The organism is Streptomyces sp. NPDC051677 (assembly GCF_044453465.1).
Lineage (GTDB): Bacteria > Actinomycetota > Actinomycetes > Streptomycetales > Streptomycetaceae > Streptomyces.
In genome coordinates, this window is sequence record NZ_JBITCT010000031.1 from 47,136 (window position 1) to 66,322 (window position 19,187).

A 19,187-nucleotide genomic window follows, 5' to 3' on the forward strand; every position below is an offset into this window, starting at 1 on the left:
GTCGGGGCATGTTGATCCTGGTCACCGGAGGTGCGGGCTTCATCGGCTCGCACGTCGTCACCGCCCTCACCGCCGCCGGGCACGCCGTCCGCGTCCTCGACGCCCTGCTGCCCGCCGCGCACCGCGCGGCCCCCTCGATCCCCGAAGCCGTCGACTGGCGTCATGCGGACGTCCGCGACGGGGCGGCGGTGGCCGACGCTCTCCACGGCGTCGACGCGGTCTGCCACCAGGCCGCGATGGTCGGCCTCGGCAAGGACTTCGCCGACGCCCCCGACTACGTCGGCTGCAACGACCTCGGCACCGCCGTGCTGCTGGCCGGCATGGCGCAGGCCGGGGTGCGCCGACTCGTGCTGGCGAGTTCGATGGTCGTCTACGGCGAGGGCCGTTACGCGTGCTCGCGGCACGGAGTCGTACGGCCGGGTCCGCGCGAAGTGGCCGACCTGGAGGCGGGGCGCTTCGAGCCGTCGTGCCCGGAGTGCGGGGAGCCCCTGGCCGCCGGTCTGGTGGCCGAGGACGCACCCGCCGATCCGCGCAACGTGTACGCGGCCACCAAACTCGCCCAGGAGCACCTCGCCGCCGCATGGGCGCGGGCGACGGGCGGCCGGGTGGCGGCACTGCGCTACCACAACGTGTACGGGCCCGGCATGCCGCGCGACACCCCGTACGCGGGCGTCGCCTCGCTGTTCCGCTCGGCGCTCGCCCGCGGCGAGGCGCCGCGCGTCTTCGAGGACGGCGGCCAGCAGCGGGACTTCGTCCATGTAGGGGACGTCGCCCTGGCCAACCGCGCGGCACTGGACGGGCTGGACGACCTGCCGGACGGGACCGCACGCGCGTACAACGTCGGCAGCGGCGAGCCCCACACCGTCGGGGAGATGGCCGCCGCCCTGGCCGCGGAGCACGGCGGTCCGATGCCGGTCGTCACGGGCGAGTACCGGCTCGGCGACGTCCGGCACATCACCGCCTCCTCGCGTCGGCTGCGCGAGGAACTGGGCTGGAAGCCCGAGGTGACCTTCGCGCAGGGCATGGCGGAGTTCGCGACCGCGCCGCTGCGCACCGGGTGACGTCCGCCCGTTCAGGCGACCACCGGCAGCCGGACCTCGAAGCGGCAGCCGCCGGGCACGTTGCGTACGGCCGCGTGCCCGCGGTGGGCCTCGACGATGCCGCGCACGATGGCCAGGCCCAGACCGGCCCCGGCCGGCGGGGTACGGGCGTCGGTGCCGCGCCAGCCGGTCTCGAAGACGCGTGGCAGGTCCTCCGGGGCGATGCCGCCGCAGCCGTCGGTCACGGCCAGCACGACGCTGTCGGCCTCCCGGCGGGCGGAGACCGCGACGGTGCCGTCGGCCGGTGTCCGGCGGATGGCGTTGACGAGCAGGTTGGCCAGGACGCGGGACATCTCCCGGCCGTCGACCTCGACCGGCACGGGCTCCACACCGTGCCCGACCAGCTGGACTCCGTGCTCCCTGGCCAGTGCGTCGACGCCCGCGATGGCGTCGCCGACGAGGTCGTAGACCGACATCCGGGTGGGCGTCAGCGCGAGGACGCCGGCCTGGATGCGGGAGAGTTCGAACAGGTCGCCGACCATGCCGCTGAGCCGTCCCACCTCGGACCGTATGCGTGCGTGGTAGACGCCAGGGTCGGGCGCCATGCCGTCCTCCAGCGCCTCGGCCATCGCCTGCAGCCCGGCCAGCGGGGTGCGTAGATCGTGGGAGATCCAGGCGACCAGTTCGCGGCGGGACTCCTCCAGGGCCCTCTCCCGTTCCCGGGAGGCGGCCAACTTGGCGCTGGTGGCCGCGAGTTCACGGCTGAGCTGGGCGAGTTCGGCGGTGGGCGCGACGATGGGCGGAGTGAAACTGCCGTCGTCCCCGAGGGCGCGGGTGGCCTCGGCGAGGGCCCGGCTGCCCCGGACGACGCCACGGCCCAGGACGAGCGCCACCACCAGCGAGACCGCCGCCGCCATGGCGCACACCATGGTCACGACCCACAGGTCGTGGTCGGAGAGGAACATCGCCTGTGCCACCAGCATGGTTCCGGCGAGCATCGCCGCGACCGTGACGGCGGCGACCACGGCCAGCGACAGCGCGACCGACCGGTTGCGCAGCAGGCGCAGAACGGCCATGCCTGCCAGTCCGGCGCCGACCGCGCCGACGGCCGCGTACAGCGCGATGAGCAGCAGGTCACCGGTCATGGCTCGGCCCCTCCGCGGCGGCGGTGTCCGGTCCCAGCGGGTCGAAGCGGTAACCGACCCCCCACACCGTGCTGATCAGGCGGGGGCGGGCCGGATCGTCCTCGACCTTCTCGCGCAGCCGCCGCACATGGACGGTCACGGTCGACAGATCGCCGAACTCCCAGCCCCACACGCGCCGCATCAGGTCCTCCCGGCTCACCGCCCGCCCGGGGTTACGCAGGAAGAACTCCAGGAGGTCGAACTCGCGTAGCGTCAGGGCGAGTTCGCCGCCGTCGCGGGTGGCGCGCCGGGCTACGGGATCCATCGCGAGCGGTCCGGCCCGCAGCCAGGGCTCCACGGAAGGGGTCCGGTCCACGCTCGCCGCGCCGGCGCGGCGCAGCACCGACTCCACCCGCAGCACGAGTTCGCGGGGGCTGAAGGGCTTGGTGACGTAGTCGTCCGCGCCGACCTCCAGGCCGAGGACGCGGTCCTCTTCGTCACCCCGCGCGGTGAGCATGATCACCGGCAGCGGGCCGTCCCTTCGGATGCGCCGGCAGACCTCCAGGCCGTCCATGCCGGGCAGCATCAGGTCCAGGACGACCAGGTCGGGCGGTTGTGCGCCGGCGAGCCGGACGGCGCTGGGGCCGTCGGCGGCCACGTCGACCGCGAAGCCGGCCCGGTCCAGATATCCGGCGACGACCTCGGAGACGGTGGGGTCGTCGTCCACCACGAGTACGCGTTTCACACGACCGAGTCTCGCACCGGCTGTCAGCCACTGACCTGCGACGCGGGCCGACGTCAGCGATCCGTAAGGTCTGGAATTCCGTTATGTCCGTTTCAAGTTCGTAGGGTGAGCGGCGTGATCGAGACTTCCCCCTCCCCTCTCGTGGACGTCGTGCTGCCTTGTCTCGACGAGGCCGACGCCCTCCCCTGGGTACTGGACCGCATCCCCCCGGGCTGGCGTGCGATCGTCGTCGACAACGGCTCCACCGACGGCTCCCCGGACATCGCCCGCGCACTCGGCGCGAGAGTCGTCCACGAGCCCCGGCGCGGCTTCGGCGCCGCCTGTCACGCCGGTCTGTCCGCCGCCACCGCCGACATCGTCTGCTTCTGCGACTGCGACGCCTCCCTCGACCCCGGGTTGCTGCCCGGGCTGGCCGGCCCCGTCCTCGACGGCGCCGCCGACCTGGTCCTGGGCCGCCGACGCGCCACGGCCTTCCGCGCCTGGCCCCCGCACGCCCGGCTCGCCAACCTGGAACTGGCCCGGCTGGTCCGCCGCCGCACCGGCCTGCGCCTGCACGACCTCGGTCCGATGCGCGCCGCCCGCCGCGAGGCCCTGCTCGCCCTCGGCCTGACCGATCGGCGCTCCGGCTATCCGCTGCAGATGGTGGTCCGCGCCGCCGACGCCGGCTGGCGGGTGACCGAGACCGACGTCCCCTATCAGCCGCGCACCGGCCGCTCGAAGGTCACCGGCACCTGGCGCGGCACCTGGCACGCCGTCCGCGACATGCGCGCCGTCCTCGCCGAACAGCCCACCGCCCGTCCGGCCGCGGCCACGGCGGTCGAGGGGGTCGCGCGATGACGGCGACCACGGGGCCGGCCACGCTGCTGGTCATCGCCAAGGAGCCGGTGCCCGGGCGGGTCAAGACGCGGCTCACCCCGCCGTACACGCCCCGCGAGGCGGCGGCGCTGGCCGAAGCGGCGCTCACCGACACCCTCCGCACCGTGCTGCGGGCTCCCGCCCGGCGCCGCGTCCTCGTCCTGGACGGCTCCCCCGGCCCGTGGCTGCCGCCCGGCTTCGACCTCGTCCCCCAGGTGCCGGGCGGCCTCGCCGAACGGATCGCGGCCGCCTTCGAGAGGTGCGACGGCGGTCCGGCCTTCCTGGTGGGCATGGACACTCCACAGCTGACCGCGGACCTTCTCGCCGAGGCCGGGCGCGGCGGCTGCGACGCCTGGTTCGGGCCGGCCGCCGACGGCGGGTTCTGGGGTCTCGGTTTCGCCGATCCGGGACGGGCGGGGGCTCTGGTGCGGGGCGTGCCGATGTCCACCGGCCGCACCGGCGCCGTCCAGCGCGCCCGGCTCACCGAGGCGCGGCTCGTCATCCGTGATCTTCCGGTGCTCCGGGACGTGGACACCGCCGCCGACGCCGCCGAGGTCGCCGCGTGCTGCCCGCCCGGCTCCGGTTTCCGTGCCGTTCTCAACTCGCTCGCGGAGACCGCCCGATGAGCCGCGCCGCGAGCGGTCCGCAGCCCGCCCTCGCCGAACGGGCGGCGGCGACGGCGCCCACGCGGTCGCCGCACCCGGTGCTTCCGCCCTCCTGGCGACCGGCTTCGACGCGGCCCGCCGATGATCCGGTCGCCGTGGAGCCCGGAACGCCGTGGGCGGACGATCCCTACGCCTGCGCGCTGCGCGCCGGCCATGGCCCGCTGTTCCTGCGCCGCCTGCCGGATCCCGAGCGCCCCGGGCCGGGCGAGCTCCTGCCGCTGGACGTGGAGCGCTGGTGTGCCGCCGCCGACGCCGTCGACCTGGCCGTGCTGCGCCGCTGCACCGGCCCGGTCATGGACGTCGGCTGCGGCCCCGGACGGCTGGTGGCCGCGCTGGCCGCCCGGGGCACGCCGGCGCTGGGCGTGGACCTCAGCCCGGCCGCCGTGTCCCGTACCCGGCGCCGAGGCGGCGCCGCTGTGCGGCGGTCCGTCTTCGACCGCCTGCCCAGGGAGGGGCGGTGGACCACGCTGCTCCTCATGGACGGCAACATCGGCATCGGCGGTGACCCCGTCGCCCTGCTCACCCGGCTGCACCGGCTCGCCGCACCCGGCGGACGCCTGCTCGCCGAGGCCGCACTCGACGACGTCGACGAACGCCTCACCGTCCGCGTGGAGGACGGCCACGGCCGGCACGGCCCGCCCTTTCCCTGGGCCCGCGTCGGCGTCAGCGCGCTGCTGCGCGCCTCGGACGCCGCCGGCTGGATCCTCACCGGACGGTGGACGGCCGACGGCCGCCCCTTCGTCGAACTGCACCGCCCGAAACCGCCGTACGACGCCCCGGAACCCACTGCAGCCGGAGGGCCCGCCCCCGCATGAGCGACACCACTCTCCCCCGCGGTCGGGACCAGGAGAAACCTCAACCGGCCTCCGTCCCGGATCCCGGCCGTCCCGTCGGGTCGAAGAGCCGACGCGCGACCCTCGCCGTCGCCGTCACCACCGCCCTTCTCGCCGCGCTCACCGCTGTCGTGGTCGACACCCTTCGCACCGGCGACAACGAGACCGACCCCGGCCGGGTGCTGGCCGGTTACGCCGTCGCCTGGACGCTGTTCGCCGCCGCGGCGTGGACCGTGCGCAAGGCGCCGGCGCGCGCTGCGGCCGTCCTCGTCCTGGCGGGCTCGGCCGCCGTCGCCGTGGCCGCACTCACCTCCCCGCCCCGCACCAGCAACGACATGTTCCGCTACGCCTGGGACGGCCGTGTGCAGGCCGCGGGCATCTCCCCGTACGCCCACCCACCGGCCGCGCCCGAGCTGAAGCACCTGCGCGACTCCTGGCTGTTTCCCACCGAACGGCCCTGTGAGGGCTGGGGCTTGACCCACACCAGGGACGACCTGTGCGTCCGCATCAACCGCCCGGGCGTTCCCACCATCTACCCGCCCGTCGCCGAGGGCTGGTACCTCGCCGTCCACGTCCTCTCCCCGGCGGACAGCCGCCACAAGCCGCTCCAGGTCGGGGGCGCGGTGCTGGCGTTCGGCACCACCGTCGCCCTGCTCGCCGTACTGCGCCGACGCGGCGACCCGCAGCGGGCCCCCGCCCGGGCAGCCCTGTGGGCCTGGTGCCCCGCCGTCCCCTTCGAAGCGGTCAACGACGCGCACATCGACACCCTCGGCGTTCTGCTCACCGTCCTCGCGCTCGGCACGGCCAGCGCCGGCGCCCGCCGGGGCGCGCTCCTCGGCGCCGCCGTCGCCGTGAAACTGCTGCCCGTCCTGGCGCTGCCCGGCGCCCTCGCCGGGCAGCGCGGCCCGAAGCGGATCGCGGGCCTGGTCACGGCCGTCCTCGGCGCGATCGCGGTCGCCTACCTGCCTTATGTCGCCGCGTCAGGCGTCGGGGTACTCGGCTACCTGCCCGGCTACCTCCAGGAGGAAGGCTACGAATCCGGACACGTACGCCGCTTCGCCCTGCTGCGCCTGCTGCTGCCGGACACCGCCGCGGGCGTGGCCGTGACGATCCTGCTCGCGCTGACCGCCCTGTACGTGTGGTGGCGCGGTGATCCCACCCGGCCCTGGTCCGGCGCCCTGCTGCTCACCGGCACGGCACTGCTCCTCGTCTCGCCCAGCTACCCCTGGTACTCCCTGCTCCTGGTCGCCCTGGTCGCCCTCGACGGCCGATGGGAGTGGCTGACCGTCACCATGGCCGGCACCGTGCTCTACCTCGCCGCCCGGATACTGCCCGGCTTCCCGCTCCAGGCCTGGGCCTACGGCGCCGCGGCCGTGACCGTCGCACTCGGCGCCTGTCTGCGGGGCGCCAGGGGTGACCGGCACGACGTCCTGAGCTGAGGCCGGCGCTCCGTGGGGCATGCCCTCGGGTGGGTGGGCATCGCGCTCGGGCGCCGACGAGCTTCGCCGGCGCTCCGTGGGGCATGCCCCTCAAGCGCTCGAGCGGGTGACCAGGCGCGTGGGCAGGATCAGCGGAGTGGGGTCCTGTCCGTCGATGAGCGAGACGAGCATGCGCGCCATCTCCCGCCCAAGCGCCGCTATGGGCTGATGAACGGTGGTCAGCGGCGGATCTGCGACCTGGGCGACGGTCAGGTCGTCAAAGCCGATCACAGCGACGTCGGCGGGAACCGTCCGGCCGGCCGCACGCAGCGTGCGCAGCGCCCCCGCCCCCATGTTGTCGTTGGCGGCGAACACCCCGTCCAGGTCGGGGTGGTCGGCCAGCAGCGCGGCCATGGCGGCGGCTCCGCTGGGCTCAGTGAAGTCCCCCTCCTGCGGCGGGAACGGTTCAAGGCCGGCTGCCAGCATGGCGTCCCGATAGCCGCGGTACCGGGCGCGCCCGGCCTCGGTGTCCAGGCGCCCGCAGATCGTGGCTGTGCGAGTCCTGCCGCGCGAGATCAGGTACTCGGTCGCCTCGCGCGCTCCGCCGACGTTGTCGACGTCCACGTACCACCGGGGAGCCGGACCGACGGGGCGCCCTCCGAACACGACCGGCAGCTGCGTCTCCTCGGCCATGCCGGCCAGCGGATCGTCCTCGCGCAGCGCCATCAGCATGACGCCGTCGGCGCCCCGGGACCGGAAGAGCTCCTGCACCCGCTTGCGGCCCCGGTCGGAAGCGGCCAGGCACAGCATCAGATGCAGGTCGGCCTCCTCCAGAGCGGCCGACGCCCCCACGATCACCTGCGCGAAGAACGGATCCGCGAAGATCGAGGGATCCTCTCCCGAAATGACCAGGGCGGCCGCTCCCGTCTGGCGGGTGGCCAGAGCGCGGGCCGTCGGGTTGGGCACATAGCCGAGTTGCCGCACGGCCCGGTCGACCGCCTCTCGTTTGGCACGGCTGACGTGCGGGGCGTTGTTGAGGGCGCGAGAGGCCACGGAGCGGGAGACGCCGGCGAGTTCGGCCACCTCGTCCAGTGTCGAGTGCCTACGCGGCGCATCGTCTGCCATGAGCCATGAGCCCTTCCGTGTCAGGCCGGACGCGAAGCGTCCCACCCCGGCCGCTGCGGACTGGAAGCGCTTCCAGATCCGTCCCGACTGTAGAACATATCGAGCCCGTTTCCCGCCGCGTGCAGCACGAGTGACGTGATCTCACGTCAACTCTTGACACCTCTCCCAGCCCGCCACACGATACCGACCACACCCCAAAGGCCTTCGGTGCCCTTGGGAGCGCTTCCAGTGGGAGCGCTCCCAACACTCGTCGGCCGCACTTCCTCAGCACGTCGCACGCTCGGGACGAGGGCGTGCGACGCATCCCTGCCAGGAAAACGAGGTACCTCATGCGCCGCAGACTCCGCGCCCTCGCGACAGCGCTCTTGGCCCTGCCGCTGGCGCTCGCCGCCGCACCTTCCGCCCACGCGGCCGACCCCACCACCATGACCACCGGGTTCTACGTGGACCCCGACTCCAGCGCGAACCGGTGGGTCGCCGCCAACCCCGGCGACGGCCGCGCACCGGCGATCAACGCCTCCATCGCCAAGACCCCGACGGCCCGCTGGTTCGGATCGTGGAGCGGCGCCATCGGCACCGCCACCGGCGCGTACGCGGGGGCGGCGGACCGCTCGGACAAACTGCCCCTCCTGGTCGCCTACAACATCTACAACCGCGACTACTGCGGCGGCCACTCCGCCGGCGGGGCCGCTTCGCCGTCCGCCTACGCCAACTGGATCGCACAGTTCGCCGGCGGCATCGCCAACCGCCCGGCCGTCGTGCTCCTCGAACCGGACTCCCTCGGGGACTACGGCTGCATGACGCAGGCTCAGATCACCGAACGGCAGAGCATGCTCACCGGGGCCCTCACCCAGTTCAACCGCCAGTCCCCCAACACCTGGGTCTACCTGGACGCCGGCAACCCCGGCTGGGCCGGCGCCGCGACCATGGCCCAGCGCCTCCACAACGCCGGCCTCCGACAGGCCCACGGTTTCTCTCTCAACATCTCCAACTACTTCACCACGGCCGAGAACACCGCCTACGGCAACGCCGTCAACAGCGAACTCAGCGCCCGCTACGGCTACACCAAGCCGTTCGTCGTGGACACCAGCCGCAACGGCAACGGCTCCAACGGCCAGTGGTGCAACCCCTCAGGCCGCCGCATCGGCACCCCCAGCCGGCTGGGCGGTGGCGCCGAGATGCTCTTGTGGATCAAGGCGCCAGGCGAGTCCGACGGCAACTGCGGCGTCGGAAACGGCTCCTCGGCAGGGCAGTTCCTCCCCGAGGTCGCCTACAAGATGATCTACGGCTACTGATCCGCAACAAGGTCGCCGACGGCAACCAGCACCTGCTGCCGCACAGCGGGGCTCTCGAATCTCGCCACCTGGCACCGCAGGACGCGGTTTCGACGAGCGCCGTGACTTTCACCCGTTTAGGGTAAAAATGACCCACATTCCCCTGAATCGGAGGGTTAGTTGTGGCCACGAACAACAATCACAGCCATGTGGCAGTGGCCGACAGCCGTCGAGCCGAAGCGCTCGCCGCCACGACATCGCCGTTCAAGATCGTGGTCCGCTTCCTCGGCGGGCTGAGCAGTAGCCAGGAGAAGGCATTCACCGCAGCCGCCGACCGCTGGGTGCGCGTGATCGTGGGCGACCTGCCTTCCGTGGTGATCGACGGCGAGGTCATCGACGATCTCCTGATCCTTGCGCAGGGGCGCCCGATCGACGGCCCAGGCGGGATCCTGGGACAGGCGGGCCCCACCCACGTCCGGCCCCCCTCGGCCGGCAGCGCAGCCTTTCTCCCCGCCAAGGGCATCATGTCCTTCGACACGGCCGACCTGGAGCAGATGGAGCAGGACGGCACGCTGAACGACGTCATCACCCACGAGATGGGCCATGTGGCGGGCATGGGCAGCGTCTGGAACGACAAAGGCCTGCTCGCGGACGCCGGCACCTCGAATCCGACCTTCCTCGGGCGCGCCGCCATGGACGAGTACCGTGCGCTGCGCGGCGAGGGCACACTGCAACCGGTACCGGTCCAGAACCTCGGCGGTCCCGGAACGGCGGATTCGCACTGGCGGGAGACCGTCTTCGGCAACGAGTTGATGTCCCCGTTCATTGCGGGCCCGGGCAACCCCATGAGCCGCATGACGGTGGCGAGCCTCGGCGACCTGGGCTACGAGGTGGACCTTGAGGCGGCTGAGCCGTACCAGTTGCCGGACCTGCACGCACTGGCCGCCGAGGGTGCGCTCGTGGCTCACGCCGCACCGATCGACGTCGGCATGATGCTGCCGGTCATTCCGGTCGCTCTGCCACCCGAGAGTCTGCAGGTCTCGGGCGCCGAGACGCCGGTGCCGTGACGGACAGGGACCATCGTCCCGGAGACGAGCGGAACACGCGGCCCGAGCCGGGAGTGGTCCTTCGTCCGGAGATGGTCGTCCTCGGCGACGAGGCGTTGGTCCCTGAAAGCAACATGGTCCGGCCCGCCCCCACCCGCTTCACCCACGAGTTGGTGGTCGATGAGCCCTTCCACTTCGACCGTCCCGAGCGTGGTCGTGCCCCCGACGGCCAACTACCGGCGGGGACACGGGTGGTGGTGCTTGCGGCCGGTGACGACCACTGCCGTGTCGCCGACGCCCAGGGGCTGTGCGTCGACGTGCGGCGGACGAGCCTGCGCAAGCTGACCGACGCCTGACGTGGTCCCGCCGCGGTGACCTGTCCGCGGGTGTGTCGGACGGGTTCCGGGGCCGGGCCGGTCGAGAACCGGTCCGGCCGCGGAGCCTCGTGCCGATCAGGTGTCGCCCCCGGCGCCTCCAGGAGGCCGTAGTAGGCCCAGGCGCCCGTTTCCACGGTGCGGCCCGTGGCGACGTCGGTGGAGGTGCCGCCCAGCCAGTGGAGCCCGAGGACCAGCCGGTAGGGGCGGCTCCGGTCGTAGCCGTCCGGGATCCGCAGGATGAAGCTCCGGTTCTTGCCGCTGCTCTGGATCGTGTGCGTACCGCTCGTGAGGGTGGGTGTCTAGGGCCTGTCCGGCGGATCATGCCGGAGATGCGGGGCTTGGCACGCCTGCCTGCGGCGTTGTCGTCGGTTGCCGACTCCCCCACTCTCGGCTTCGCTAGAGTGGGAGGGACCCCCATCGCGTCGACGCCCTCCTCCGCCTTGCATTCAGACGCACCAAGCCCCGCTCACGTGCGCTGATGAAGCGCCGCTGCTTTCCTCCGACTCGATCCGCCGGACAGGCCCTAGCAGCATCCGGGGCTAGCGGCCGCTGGACGGACGGATGCGGCTGCCGTGTGGGAGGCCGTGAGCGGGGTCTCGTGCCGGCCGCGGCCCAGTGCCGTGCCGCCCATGCTCAGGACGACCGGCACCGCGACCAGGGCGGGCCATACGAGGGATCTTGTCCGTGTCGTCGTGCAACAACTCCGCGGTGGTGAGCGGGATCCCGGGGCGGCTGCCCGGGTGAGCCGCCTCGTGCCGTTGGCGAGGTCCCTTACGCGCGGGGCCACTTCTGGTTGTTCTGGCCGTTGCAGGTCCACAGGACGACCTGGGTCCCGTTGGCGGTTCCTGCCTGGTCGGCGTCGAGGCACAGTCCGGCGTGGACGTTGCGGATCGCCCCGTCGGCTTGCACGGTCCACTTCTGGTTGTCCTGGCCGTTGCAGGACCAGATGATGACCCGGGTGCCGTTGGCGGTGCCCTGGTTGGAGGCGTCCAGGCACTTGTCGCCGTAGACGCGGATCTCGCCGCCGGTCCACGTGGTCCACAGCTGGTTGGCGGCGGTGTGGCAGTCCCAGATCAGCGTCGTCGTCCCGGCCGCCGTGGAGGCGTTGTCCACGTCCAGGCAGCGGCCGGACGCGGTGCCGCGCAGGCGTGCGGTGGTGGCGGTCAGCGGGCTGCCGCCGCTCACCCGGAACACGGCGACGCCGTGCGCGGGGACGCTCGCCGAGATCTGGCCCGATGTGCTCGATGTGCCGCCGGTCCACAGGTCGGTGAGGGTGAACGGCCCTCCGGTGAGGCCGACCTGCGCGGCCGTGGCGGCGACCGTCGCGGTGCCCGCTCCCCGGTTGAACAGGCCCACCGCGACGGAGCCGTCGGACAGGGGCTTGGCGAACACCTCGGTGTCGCCGTCGTCGCGCACCCTGCGCCCGCCCGCACCCAGCGGATCCTGGTTCACCGCCAGCAGCCGCGGGTTGCGCAGGATCGCGCTCACGTCGGCGGACATGGTGCGGATGTCGTTGCCGGCCATGAGCGGAGCGCCCAGCAGCGCCCACAGGGCGAAGTGGGAGCGGGACTCGGTCAGTGACAGGCCGGGACGACCGACGACCAGCATGTCGGGGTCGTTCCAGTGGCCCGGGCCCGACTGCGCCGCCAGCGGGGCGGTGACGTCCAGGACGTTGCCGACGCCCATCGGATAGCTGTTGGCGTTGCCGTTCTGCCAGATGTCGAGCAGGTCCTCGGTCGTCCGCCACAGGTCGGCGACCTCGCCCCAGTCGTAGGCAGCGCCGGTGATGGCGTGGAAGCTGTTGGGGTTGATGCTGTAGACGATCGGCCGCCCGGTGGCGCGCAGGGCGTCTCGCATGAGCGTGAACCGCGCGACCTGCTCGTCACGTGTGCCGCTGGACGAGCACCAGTCGTACTTGAGGTAGTCGACGCCCCACGAGGCGAACGTGGCGGCGTCCTGGGTCTCGTGCCCCCTGCTGCCCGTCGACCCCGGATAGGCGCCGCCGGTCTGGGCGCAGGTGCGGTCGCCCGGCACCTGGTAGATGCCGAACTTCAGGCCCTTGCCGTGGATGTAGTCCCCGAGCGCCTTCATCCCGCTCGGGAACTTGGCCGAATTCGCCCGCAGGTTACCCGCCGCGTCACGCTGCGGGTCGAACCAGCAGTCGTCGACCACCACGTACCGGTAGCCCCCGTCCTTCATGCCCGAGGACACCATCGCGTCGGCGGCCTGGCGTACCTGCGCCTCGGTGATCCCGCATCCGAAGCTGTTCCAGCTGTTCCAGCCGAGCGGCGGGGTGAGGGCCGGGCTGCCGGGCGCGGCCGTGGCGGTGGAGTGGGCGGAGGCCGTGAAGGACGCGGTGAGCGTCAGCGCGGCGGCCGCGAAGAGGTCGAGCAGTCGTCTGCCTGGTCGTCCGGGCACCGTGAGGTTCCTTTCCGGGGTGAGGGCGTCGTGGGTGATCACCGGCGATGCCAGACAGCGGATGAAAGCTGCACTGGGACGATGATGTCATGCCTATGACACCTTGCTGATCGTTCGAAATTTCCACTCGATTTCGGATCGCCGATTTCACGGATACTAGAGAGAGTCCCTAGCGTGTCAACACGATCGTCGAGCCATCCGCCCCGCCGACCGACAGCTGACCGCTTCCGGGCACCCACAGTCTCCGAAAGATTTCGCTGTCATGCGCGAATCATGCGAGGCCTATTGACGGGAGCTGTCGGGCTCCTATCATCCGGAATGCTCGATGAGTCGATGCATGTTCGCGGTTTCGAACATGCCGAGACCGACCCCCCACCCAAGCGCTCCTCGCAGAGAGAACGACACATGGATCTGTCATGCTCTCAACAACATTTGGGTCGCCGTAGGGCGCTGGCCGCCGCCACCGGTCTGGTCACCGGCGCCCTCCTCCCCCTGGCGTCGGCCCGCGCAGCCGGCCCGGCGTACGCCAACCCGGTGATCTGGCAGGACTTCGCGGACATCGACGTCATCCGTGTCGGCGGCGCCTACTACGCCTCGGCCTCGACGATGCACTACTCACCGGGCGCGCCCGTCCTGCGTTCGTACGACCTGGTGAACTGGGAGATCGCCGGTCACTCGGTGCCCGTCCTCGACTTCGGCGCCAAGTACGACCTGAACGGCGCGCGTGGCTACGTCAGGGGGATCTGGGCATCGTCGCTGGCCTACCGTCCGAGCAACAGGACGTTCTACTGGCTGGGCCAGATCGACTTCGCCCGGACGTACGTCTACACCGCCACCGCCGTCGAGGGGCCGTGGAGCAGGCTGACGACGATCAGCACGCCGTACTACGACGCGGGGCTGCTCGTCGACACCGACGACACCCTCTACGTGGCGTACGGGAACACCACCATCAATGTGGCCCAGCTCTCGCCCGACGGCCGCACCCAGGTCCGCACGCAGCAGGTGTTCACGACACCGTCAAGTGTCGGCACCCTCGAGGGCTCCCGCTTCTACAAGATCAACGGGCAGTACTACATCTTCCTGACCCGCCCGGCCAACGGGCAGTACATCCTGAAGTCGTCGGGCGGCCCCTTCGGTCCGTACACGATGCGGCAGGTGCTCCTCGACCTGCGCGGGCCGATACCCGGCGGTGGCGTCCCGCACCAGGGCGGGCTGGTGCAGACGCAGAACGGCGCCTGGTACTACCTGGCCTTCGTCGACGCGTACCCCGGCGGCCGGATGCCTGCCCTGGCACCGGTCACCTGGACCTCGGACGGCTGGCCCGTCGTACACCTGGTGAACGGCGCATGGGGCGCCTCGTATCCCGTCCCCGCTCCACCGCGCCAGGTCACCCCCCTGATCGGCGTCGACACCTTCGACGGCACGACTCTCAAGCCGAGGTGGGAGTGGAACCACAACCCGGACGACACCAAGTGGTCGGTCGACAACGGACTGACTCTGCGGACCGCGACCGTCACCGACGACCTGTACTGGGCCCGCAACACCCTCACACACCGCGTCCAGGGCCCCACCTCCACCGCCACGGTCCAGCTCGACCACTCCGCGATGCGGGACGGCGACCGGGCCGGACTCGCGCTGCTGCGTGACTCCTCCGCCTGGATCGGTGTCAAACGGGACGGCGGCGCGACGCGGGTGGTGATGGTCAACGGGCTGACCATGGACAGCGACTGGAACACCACCGGCACCGGCACCGAGGCCGCGAGCGCGACCGTCCCCGGCAGCCGCATCTGGCTGCGCGCGACCGCGGACATCCGCCCCGGCGCGGCACGCCCCGGCGCCTTCTCCTACAGCACCGACGGCACTGCCTTCACCCGCCTCGGACCCGCCTTCTCCATGGGCAACGACTGGCGGTTCTTCATGGGCTACCGATTCGCCCTCTTCAACCACGCCACCCAGGCACTCGGCGGCGCGGTCCGCGTCACGCGGTTCGAGCTGTCCGTGCCCTGAACCGATCCATCCCTCGCACCATCCACCCGCACCCGACCGCACAAGGAGAAACATGAACCCGTTGAAACGGCTCGGCCGTCGCCGGGCCTCGGTGTTATCCCTGCTGGCCGTGGCCACACTGGTCACACCCGTGGCCGCGACCGCCGCGCCCGACGCGTCCGACGCCGTCCGGGCCTCCACGCTGGGCGCGCAAGCGGCCCAGTCCGGACGGTACTTCGGAACCGCCGTGGCCGCCGGAAGGCTCGGCGACGGCACCTACACCGGGATCCTGGACCGAGAGTTCAACTCGGTCACGCCCGAGAACGAGATGAAGTGGGACACGACCGAGCCGTCCCGCGGCTCGTTCAACTTCGGCCCGGCCGACCAGATCGTCAACCGCGCCACGGCCCACGGTCAGCGCATGCGCGGCCACACCCTGGTCTGGCACTCGCAACTGCCCGGCTGGGTCAACTCCATCAGGGACGCGAACACGCTGCGCAGCGTGATGAACAACCACATCACCACCGTGGCCAACCACTACAAGGGCCGCATCCACTCCTGGGACGTGGTCAACGAGGCCTTCGCCGACGGCGGCAGCGGCCAGCACCGCTCCTCGGTGTTCCAGAACCTGCTGGGCGACGGCTTCATCGAGCAGGCCTTCCGCACCGCCCGCTCGGCCGACCCTGCGGCCAAGCTCTGCTACAACGACTACAGCATCGAGGACTGGAACTCCGCGAAGACCCAGGGCGTCTACCGCATGGTCCGCGACTTCAAGACGCGCGGCGTGCCCATCGACTGCGTCGGCTTCCAGTCCCACTTCGGCGCCGGCGGCCCTCCCGGCAGCTTCCAGACGACGCTGTCGAACTTCGCCGCCCTCGGCGTGGACGTGCAGATCACCGAGCTGGACATCGCGCAGTCGCCGGCCACCGCGTACGCCAACACCGTGCGGGCCTGCCTGAACGTCGCGCGCTGCAACGGCATCACCGTCTGGGGCATCCGCGACAGCGACTCCTGGCGCTCCGGTGAGAACCCGCTGCTGTTCGACCGCAACGGCAACAAGAAGGCCGCCTACCGCTCGGCGCTGACCGCGATGGGCGGCACGCCCGCCGCACGCACCGCGGTCGCGCCCCGGTCCGCCGCCGCGCTGCCCTCCAGTTTCTCGTGGAGCTCCAGCGGCGCCCTGATCGCGCCGAAGCCGGACTCGACCCACAACATCGCGGGCATCAAGGACCCGACGGTCGTCTACTACAACGGCAAGTACCACGTGTTCGCGAGCACCGCGAGCGCCGCCGGGTACAACCTCGTGTACCTGAGCTTCTCCGACTGGTCGCAGGCGGGTTCGGCCACGCACCACTATCTGGACCGCACGGCCATCGGCGCCGGGTACCGGGCCGCGCCGCAGGTCTTCTACAACACGCAGCAGCGCCTGTGGTACCTCGTCTACCAGACCGGCAACGCCTCGTACTCCACCAATCCCGACATCAGCAACCCGAACGGGTGGAGCGCACCGCGCAACTTCTACCCGTCGATGCCCGACATCATCAGGCAGAACATCGGCAACGGCTACTGGGTCGACATGTGGGTGATCTGCGACAGCGCCAACTGCTACCTGTTCTCCTCCGACGACAACGGGCACCTGTACCGCTCGCAGACGACCGTGGGCCAGTTCCCGAACGGGTTCACCAACACCGTCATCGCCGCGCAGGACAGCAAGTACAACTTGTTCGAGGCGAGCAACGTCTACAAGGTGCAGGGCGCCAACCAGTACCTCCTGATCGTCGAGGCGATCGGATCGGACGGCAGGCGGTACTTCCGCTCCTGGACGTCGGGCAGCCTCGCCGGCTCGTGGACGCCGCTCGCCGCGTCCGAGAGCAACCCGTTCGCACGGGCCAACAAGGTGTCGTTCCCGTCCGGGGCGTGGACCAAGGACATCAGTCACGGTGAGATGATCCGCGCGGGGTACGACCAGACGCTGACCATCCCCAACTGCCGTCTGCAGTACCTGTACCAGGGCCTGAACCCCAACGCGAGCGGCGACTACAACAGCCTGCCGTGGCGGCTCGGACTGCTCACCCAGACCAACTCGACCTGCTGACGACCTGGGCCCCGCCGCTCGTGCGGGGCCCCTGTCCACTCTCGCGCCGGCGGATCCCCGGCGGCGTGTGACCAGGCTGCCGGCCATCGAAGGCGCGCCTCACGGAATCCAGGTGCCCGTGTTCCGGCAGTCCTGGGCGGCCAGGAGCCGCGGTTTGGCGTGGGCGCCGAGCTGGGGTCACAGGACGCGGTGCGACAGCTCACCGGAGGGCATGAAATCCGCTCAGTCGCAACCCGCCGGAAGTCATGAAATCCCGCAGCTTGCAAATCCACCAGAGGGCATAAAATTGTTCAGTCCGCAAATCCGGCAGAGGGCATACAGTGCGTTCCGCAGCAACAGTTTTTGCAAGAATCTCTAAGCTTGACGGCGTCGTGGAGTTTGCTTATGGTCCAGTCGTTCAGGTTGCCTCCGATCGATATCCGAAGGTGTTCATGGCCGCGCCGCCAACGTTGTCGAAGTTCAGGCAGCAGTTGATTCTCGCCGTTCTTATGCTGTGTTCGCTGCTGATTTGGCTGGACAATACCGTCCTGAGTACTACGCTGGAGACCCTTGCAGACCCGGTCCGTGGACTGGGGGCCAATCCCGGTCAGCTGCAATGGGCGACCGGTTCGTACACTCTGGCCTTCGCCACGTTGATGTTCACTGCAGGCGCATTGGGCGATCGGTTCGGTCACCGGACCGTGTTTGCCAGTGGGTTGGCGATCTTCGCCGGGTCCTCGCTGTGGGCGGCGTACGCAAGTGATGCGGGCCAGCTGATTGCAGCTCGAGCCGCGATGGGGGTGGGCAGCGCGCTGATCACCCCCGCCATGATGGCCATCCTTATGTGGACCTTTACCGGCCCTGCGCGGGCTGCCGCGATCGGCATTTTCTCGACGTCGGCCGGCGTTGGAATGGCTGCCGGCCCAGTGCTGGCCGGGCTTCTGCTCGATCATTTCTGGTGGGGCTCGGTATTTCTGATCAATGTCCCGGTCGCGGCATTGGCGTTGGTCGGGCTCGCCGTACTGGTTCCGAATTTCCGCAGCCCCACTCCGCGGCCACTGGACCCCGCTGGAATGTTGCTGTCGATCAGTGGGCTCGTGGCGTTGGCCTACGGGCTGATCCGGGCGGGGCAGGCAGCTGTGTGGAGTCGTACCGACGTCTGGGCGCCGATCGTTGTCGGTCTGGTTCTGCTGGCCGTTTTCGTACTCGTCGAACTGCGTGTCAAGGCGCCCAGCTTTGATCCGCGACTGCTCGCACAACGCACATTCGGCGGCGGCAATGCGGCACTCGGATTGCTGCTCTTCGCTGTGGCCGCGATCACCTTCTACAGCGCTTTCTACCTGCAAGGCGCGCTCGGATTTTCGCCGACGAAGGCGGGCTTGGCCAATATCCCGACCGCCTTCGGCGCGCTCGCAGGGGCACCCCTTGCCTCGCGCCTGGTTCGCCGCCTGTCGCTACGCCCTGTCACCGTGCCGGCGCTGACCATGGCTGCGCTGACCATGGGCGGGTACGGATTCCTCGGACTCCAAACCCCACTCATCTGGATCGAGATCCTGTTGTTCCTGCAGGGTCTCTCGGTCGGCATGGTGATCGGCCCCGTTACGGCCGCATTGATCAGCAACCTGCCGTTGGAACAGGCCGGTGCGGGATCGGCCGTCGCCAACACCGTGCGACAAACCGGCAGCGTGATCGGAATCGCAGTAGGCGGCACGATCATGTCGATCATGTACCGACGTGCGATCGAACCTTCGCTGGAGGGTGTACCCGGTCCGGTGCAGGGTCAGGCGCGAGTCTCCGCCGAACAGGCCCGCCACGTCGCCACCGCTGTCCACCGGCCCACTCTTGCTCAGGCTGCTGATCATGCGTTCATCCATGCCATGCACGTCGGCGCGGGCTGGATCGCGGTCATCGCACTCCTCGGAGCAGCTGTGCTGCTGATTACCTTGCCTGCCGTCGGAAAGAAGAAGGATCCGCTCCCGGAGCCGGACTACGAAGAGGCTCACAGCTCCGCCTGAGAGTGTGCCGGCAGAACCCAGGGTCCAGGCCCGCCGCAGGGCAGCATCACATACCCAGCTTCCGCAGCTCAGCGGGCGCATGGGGCGCATCTCGCCAAGCGTCTGCTTGAGGCGGTTCACCGGGAAGGCGAATGGCAACCGAACCCGCGGAGTCACTCCGCCAGGGCGGGCTCGACGGTGCGGATCGGGAAG

General features: G+C 70.8%; 15 protein-coding genes and 1 pseudogene. 11 read left to right on the top strand and 5 right to left on the bottom strand.

All coding sequences use genetic code 11. The annotated features are described in order from the left end of the window. Positions 1-8: 8 nt before the first annotated feature. Positions 9-1,061: an NAD-dependent epimerase/dehydratase family protein gene (locus ACIBAF_RS30855; protein ID WP_399467426.1), complete on the top strand. Its 1,053-nt coding sequence runs from the start codon at positions 9-11 to the stop codon at positions 1,059-1,061. A gap of 11 nt (positions 1,062-1,072) precedes the next feature. On the opposite strand, the gene ACIBAF_RS30860 is transcribed toward ACIBAF_RS30855, so the two are convergent. After that, positions 1,073-2,185, bottom strand: a complete 1,113-nt coding sequence (locus ACIBAF_RS30860) for a sensor histidine kinase (RefSeq protein WP_399467428.1) — start codon at positions 2,183-2,185, stop codon at positions 1,073-1,075. Then, positions 2,175-2,909, bottom strand: coding sequence for a response regulator transcription factor (locus ACIBAF_RS30865; RefSeq protein WP_399467430.1), 735 nt, complete (start codon positions 2,907-2,909; stop codon positions 2,175-2,177). The genes ACIBAF_RS30860 and ACIBAF_RS30865 overlap by 11 nt, the downstream gene beginning before the upstream one ends. A 117-nt stretch (positions 2,910-3,026) precedes the next feature. Between ACIBAF_RS30865 and ACIBAF_RS30870 the strand changes: the two genes are divergently transcribed. From ACIBAF_RS30870 to ACIBAF_RS30885, 4 genes are read left to right on the top strand one after another with little or no spacing between them, the layout of a single operon-like run. Continuing rightward, positions 3,027-3,746 carry a glycosyltransferase family 2 protein gene (locus ACIBAF_RS30870; protein WP_399467523.1) on the top strand — a complete coding sequence of 240 codons (720 nt, stop codon included), beginning with the start codon at positions 3,027-3,029 and terminating at the stop codon, positions 3,744-3,746. Continuing rightward, positions 3,743-4,390: a DUF2064 domain-containing protein gene (locus ACIBAF_RS30875; protein ID WP_399467431.1), complete on the top strand. Its 648-nt coding sequence runs from the start codon at positions 3,743-3,745 to the stop codon at positions 4,388-4,390. The genes ACIBAF_RS30870 and ACIBAF_RS30875 overlap by 4 nt, the downstream gene beginning before the upstream one ends. Continuing rightward, positions 4,387-5,244 carry a class I SAM-dependent methyltransferase gene (locus tag ACIBAF_RS30880; protein ID WP_399467432.1) on the top strand — a complete coding sequence of 286 codons (858 nt, stop codon included), beginning with the start codon at positions 4,387-4,389 and terminating at the stop codon, positions 5,242-5,244. The genes ACIBAF_RS30875 and ACIBAF_RS30880 overlap by 4 nt, the downstream gene beginning before the upstream one ends. Beyond that, positions 5,241-6,701, top strand: a complete 1,461-nt coding sequence (locus tag ACIBAF_RS30885; RefSeq protein ID WP_399467433.1) for a glycosyltransferase family 87 protein — start codon at positions 5,241-5,243, stop codon at positions 6,699-6,701. The genes ACIBAF_RS30880 and ACIBAF_RS30885 overlap by 4 nt, the downstream gene beginning before the upstream one ends. A gap of 90 nt (positions 6,702-6,791) precedes the next feature. Here the strand turns inward: ACIBAF_RS30885 and ACIBAF_RS30890 are convergent, their stop codons facing one another. Continuing rightward, positions 6,792-7,805 (bottom strand): LacI family DNA-binding transcriptional regulator, encoded by a 1,014-nt coding sequence (locus ACIBAF_RS30890; RefSeq protein ID WP_399467434.1) that lies wholly within the window; start codon positions 7,803-7,805, stop codon positions 6,792-6,794. Positions 7,806-8,134: 329 nt separating this feature from the next. Here ACIBAF_RS30890 and ACIBAF_RS30895 point away from each other — a divergent pair, with 329 nt between their 5' ends. The 3 genes from ACIBAF_RS30895 to ACIBAF_RS30905 all read left to right on the top strand — a co-directional run bounded on the left by ACIBAF_RS30895 (position 8,135) and on the right by ACIBAF_RS30905 (position 10,481). Next, on the top strand, positions 8,135-9,100 hold the full coding sequence (locus ACIBAF_RS30895; RefSeq protein WP_399467435.1) for a glycoside hydrolase family 6 protein: 966 nt from the start codon (positions 8,135-8,137) through the stop codon (positions 9,098-9,100). Between the two features lie 161 nt (positions 9,101-9,261). Further along, positions 9,262-10,146: a leishmanolysin-related zinc metalloendopeptidase gene (locus ACIBAF_RS30900; RefSeq protein WP_399467436.1), complete on the top strand. Its 885-nt coding sequence runs from the start codon at positions 9,262-9,264 to the stop codon at positions 10,144-10,146. Next, positions 10,143-10,481: a hypothetical protein gene (locus ACIBAF_RS30905; RefSeq protein WP_399467437.1), complete on the top strand. Its 339-nt coding sequence runs from the start codon at positions 10,143-10,145 to the stop codon at positions 10,479-10,481. The genes ACIBAF_RS30900 and ACIBAF_RS30905 overlap by 4 nt, the downstream gene beginning before the upstream one ends. A gap of 122 nt (positions 10,482-10,603) precedes the next feature. Here ACIBAF_RS30905 and ACIBAF_RS30910 read toward each other — a convergent pair. After that, a pseudogene (locus ACIBAF_RS30910) lies at positions 10,604-10,798 on the bottom strand (cellulose-binding protein); the annotation flags it as partial. 475 nt (positions 10,799-11,273) lie between these two features. Beyond that, positions 11,274-12,920, bottom strand: a complete 1,647-nt coding sequence (locus ACIBAF_RS30915; protein ID WP_399467439.1) for a glycoside hydrolase family 27 protein — start codon at positions 12,918-12,920, stop codon at positions 11,274-11,276. A gap of 405 nt (positions 12,921-13,325) precedes the next feature. On the opposite strand from ACIBAF_RS30915, the gene ACIBAF_RS30920 reads away from it, so the two are divergent. The 3 genes from ACIBAF_RS30920 (at position 13,326) to ACIBAF_RS30930 (ending at position 18,995) form a co-directional block, all read left to right on the top strand. Beyond that, positions 13,326-14,927 carry a glycoside hydrolase 43 family protein gene (locus ACIBAF_RS30920; RefSeq protein ID WP_399467441.1) on the top strand — a complete coding sequence of 534 codons (1,602 nt, stop codon included), beginning with the start codon at positions 13,326-13,328 and terminating at the stop codon, positions 14,925-14,927. Positions 14,928-14,979: 52 nt separating this feature from the next. Further along, positions 14,980-17,001 (top strand): non-reducing end alpha-L-arabinofuranosidase family hydrolase, encoded by a 2,022-nt coding sequence (locus tag ACIBAF_RS30925; protein ID WP_399467444.1) that lies wholly within the window; start codon positions 14,980-14,982, stop codon positions 16,999-17,001. A 371-nt stretch (positions 17,002-17,372) separates the two neighbouring features. After that, complete coding sequence (locus ACIBAF_RS30930; protein ID WP_399467445.1) at positions 17,373-18,995, top strand: MFS transporter; 1,623 nt, start codon at positions 17,373-17,375, stop codon at positions 18,993-18,995. Positions 18,996-19,187 lie beyond the last annotated feature (192 nt).

Excerpts from the sequence above, each read along its gene's own strand:
- ACIBAF_RS30860 (WP_399467428.1), bottom strand. The coding sequence starts at position 2,185 with ATGACCGGTGACCTGCTGCTCATCGCGCTGTACGCGGCCGTCGGCGCG.
- ACIBAF_RS30855 (WP_399467426.1), top strand. The coding sequence starts at position 9 with ATGTTGATCCTGGTCACCGGAGGTGCGGGCTTCATCGGCTCGCACGTC.
- ACIBAF_RS30895 (WP_399467435.1), top strand. The coding sequence starts at position 8,135 with ATGCGCCGCAGACTCCGCGCCCTCGCGACAGCGCTCTTGGCCCTGCCG.
- ACIBAF_RS30885 (WP_399467433.1), top strand. The coding sequence starts at position 5,241 with ATGAGCGACACCACTCTCCCCCGCGGTCGGGACCAGGAGAAACCTCAA.
- ACIBAF_RS30920 (WP_399467441.1), top strand. The coding sequence starts at position 13,326 with ATGGATCTGTCATGCTCTCAACAACATTTGGGTCGCCGTAGGGCGCTG.
- ACIBAF_RS30880 (WP_399467432.1), top strand. The coding sequence starts at position 4,387 with ATGAGCCGCGCCGCGAGCGGTCCGCAGCCCGCCCTCGCCGAACGGGCG.
- ACIBAF_RS30925 (WP_399467444.1), top strand. The coding sequence starts at position 14,980 with ATGAACCCGTTGAAACGGCTCGGCCGTCGCCGGGCCTCGGTGTTATCC.
- ACIBAF_RS30890 (WP_399467434.1), bottom strand. The coding sequence starts at position 7,805 with ATGGCAGACGATGCGCCGCGTAGGCACTCGACACTGGACGAGGTGGCC.
- ACIBAF_RS30875 (WP_399467431.1), top strand. The coding sequence starts at position 3,743 with ATGACGGCGACCACGGGGCCGGCCACGCTGCTGGTCATCGCCAAGGAG.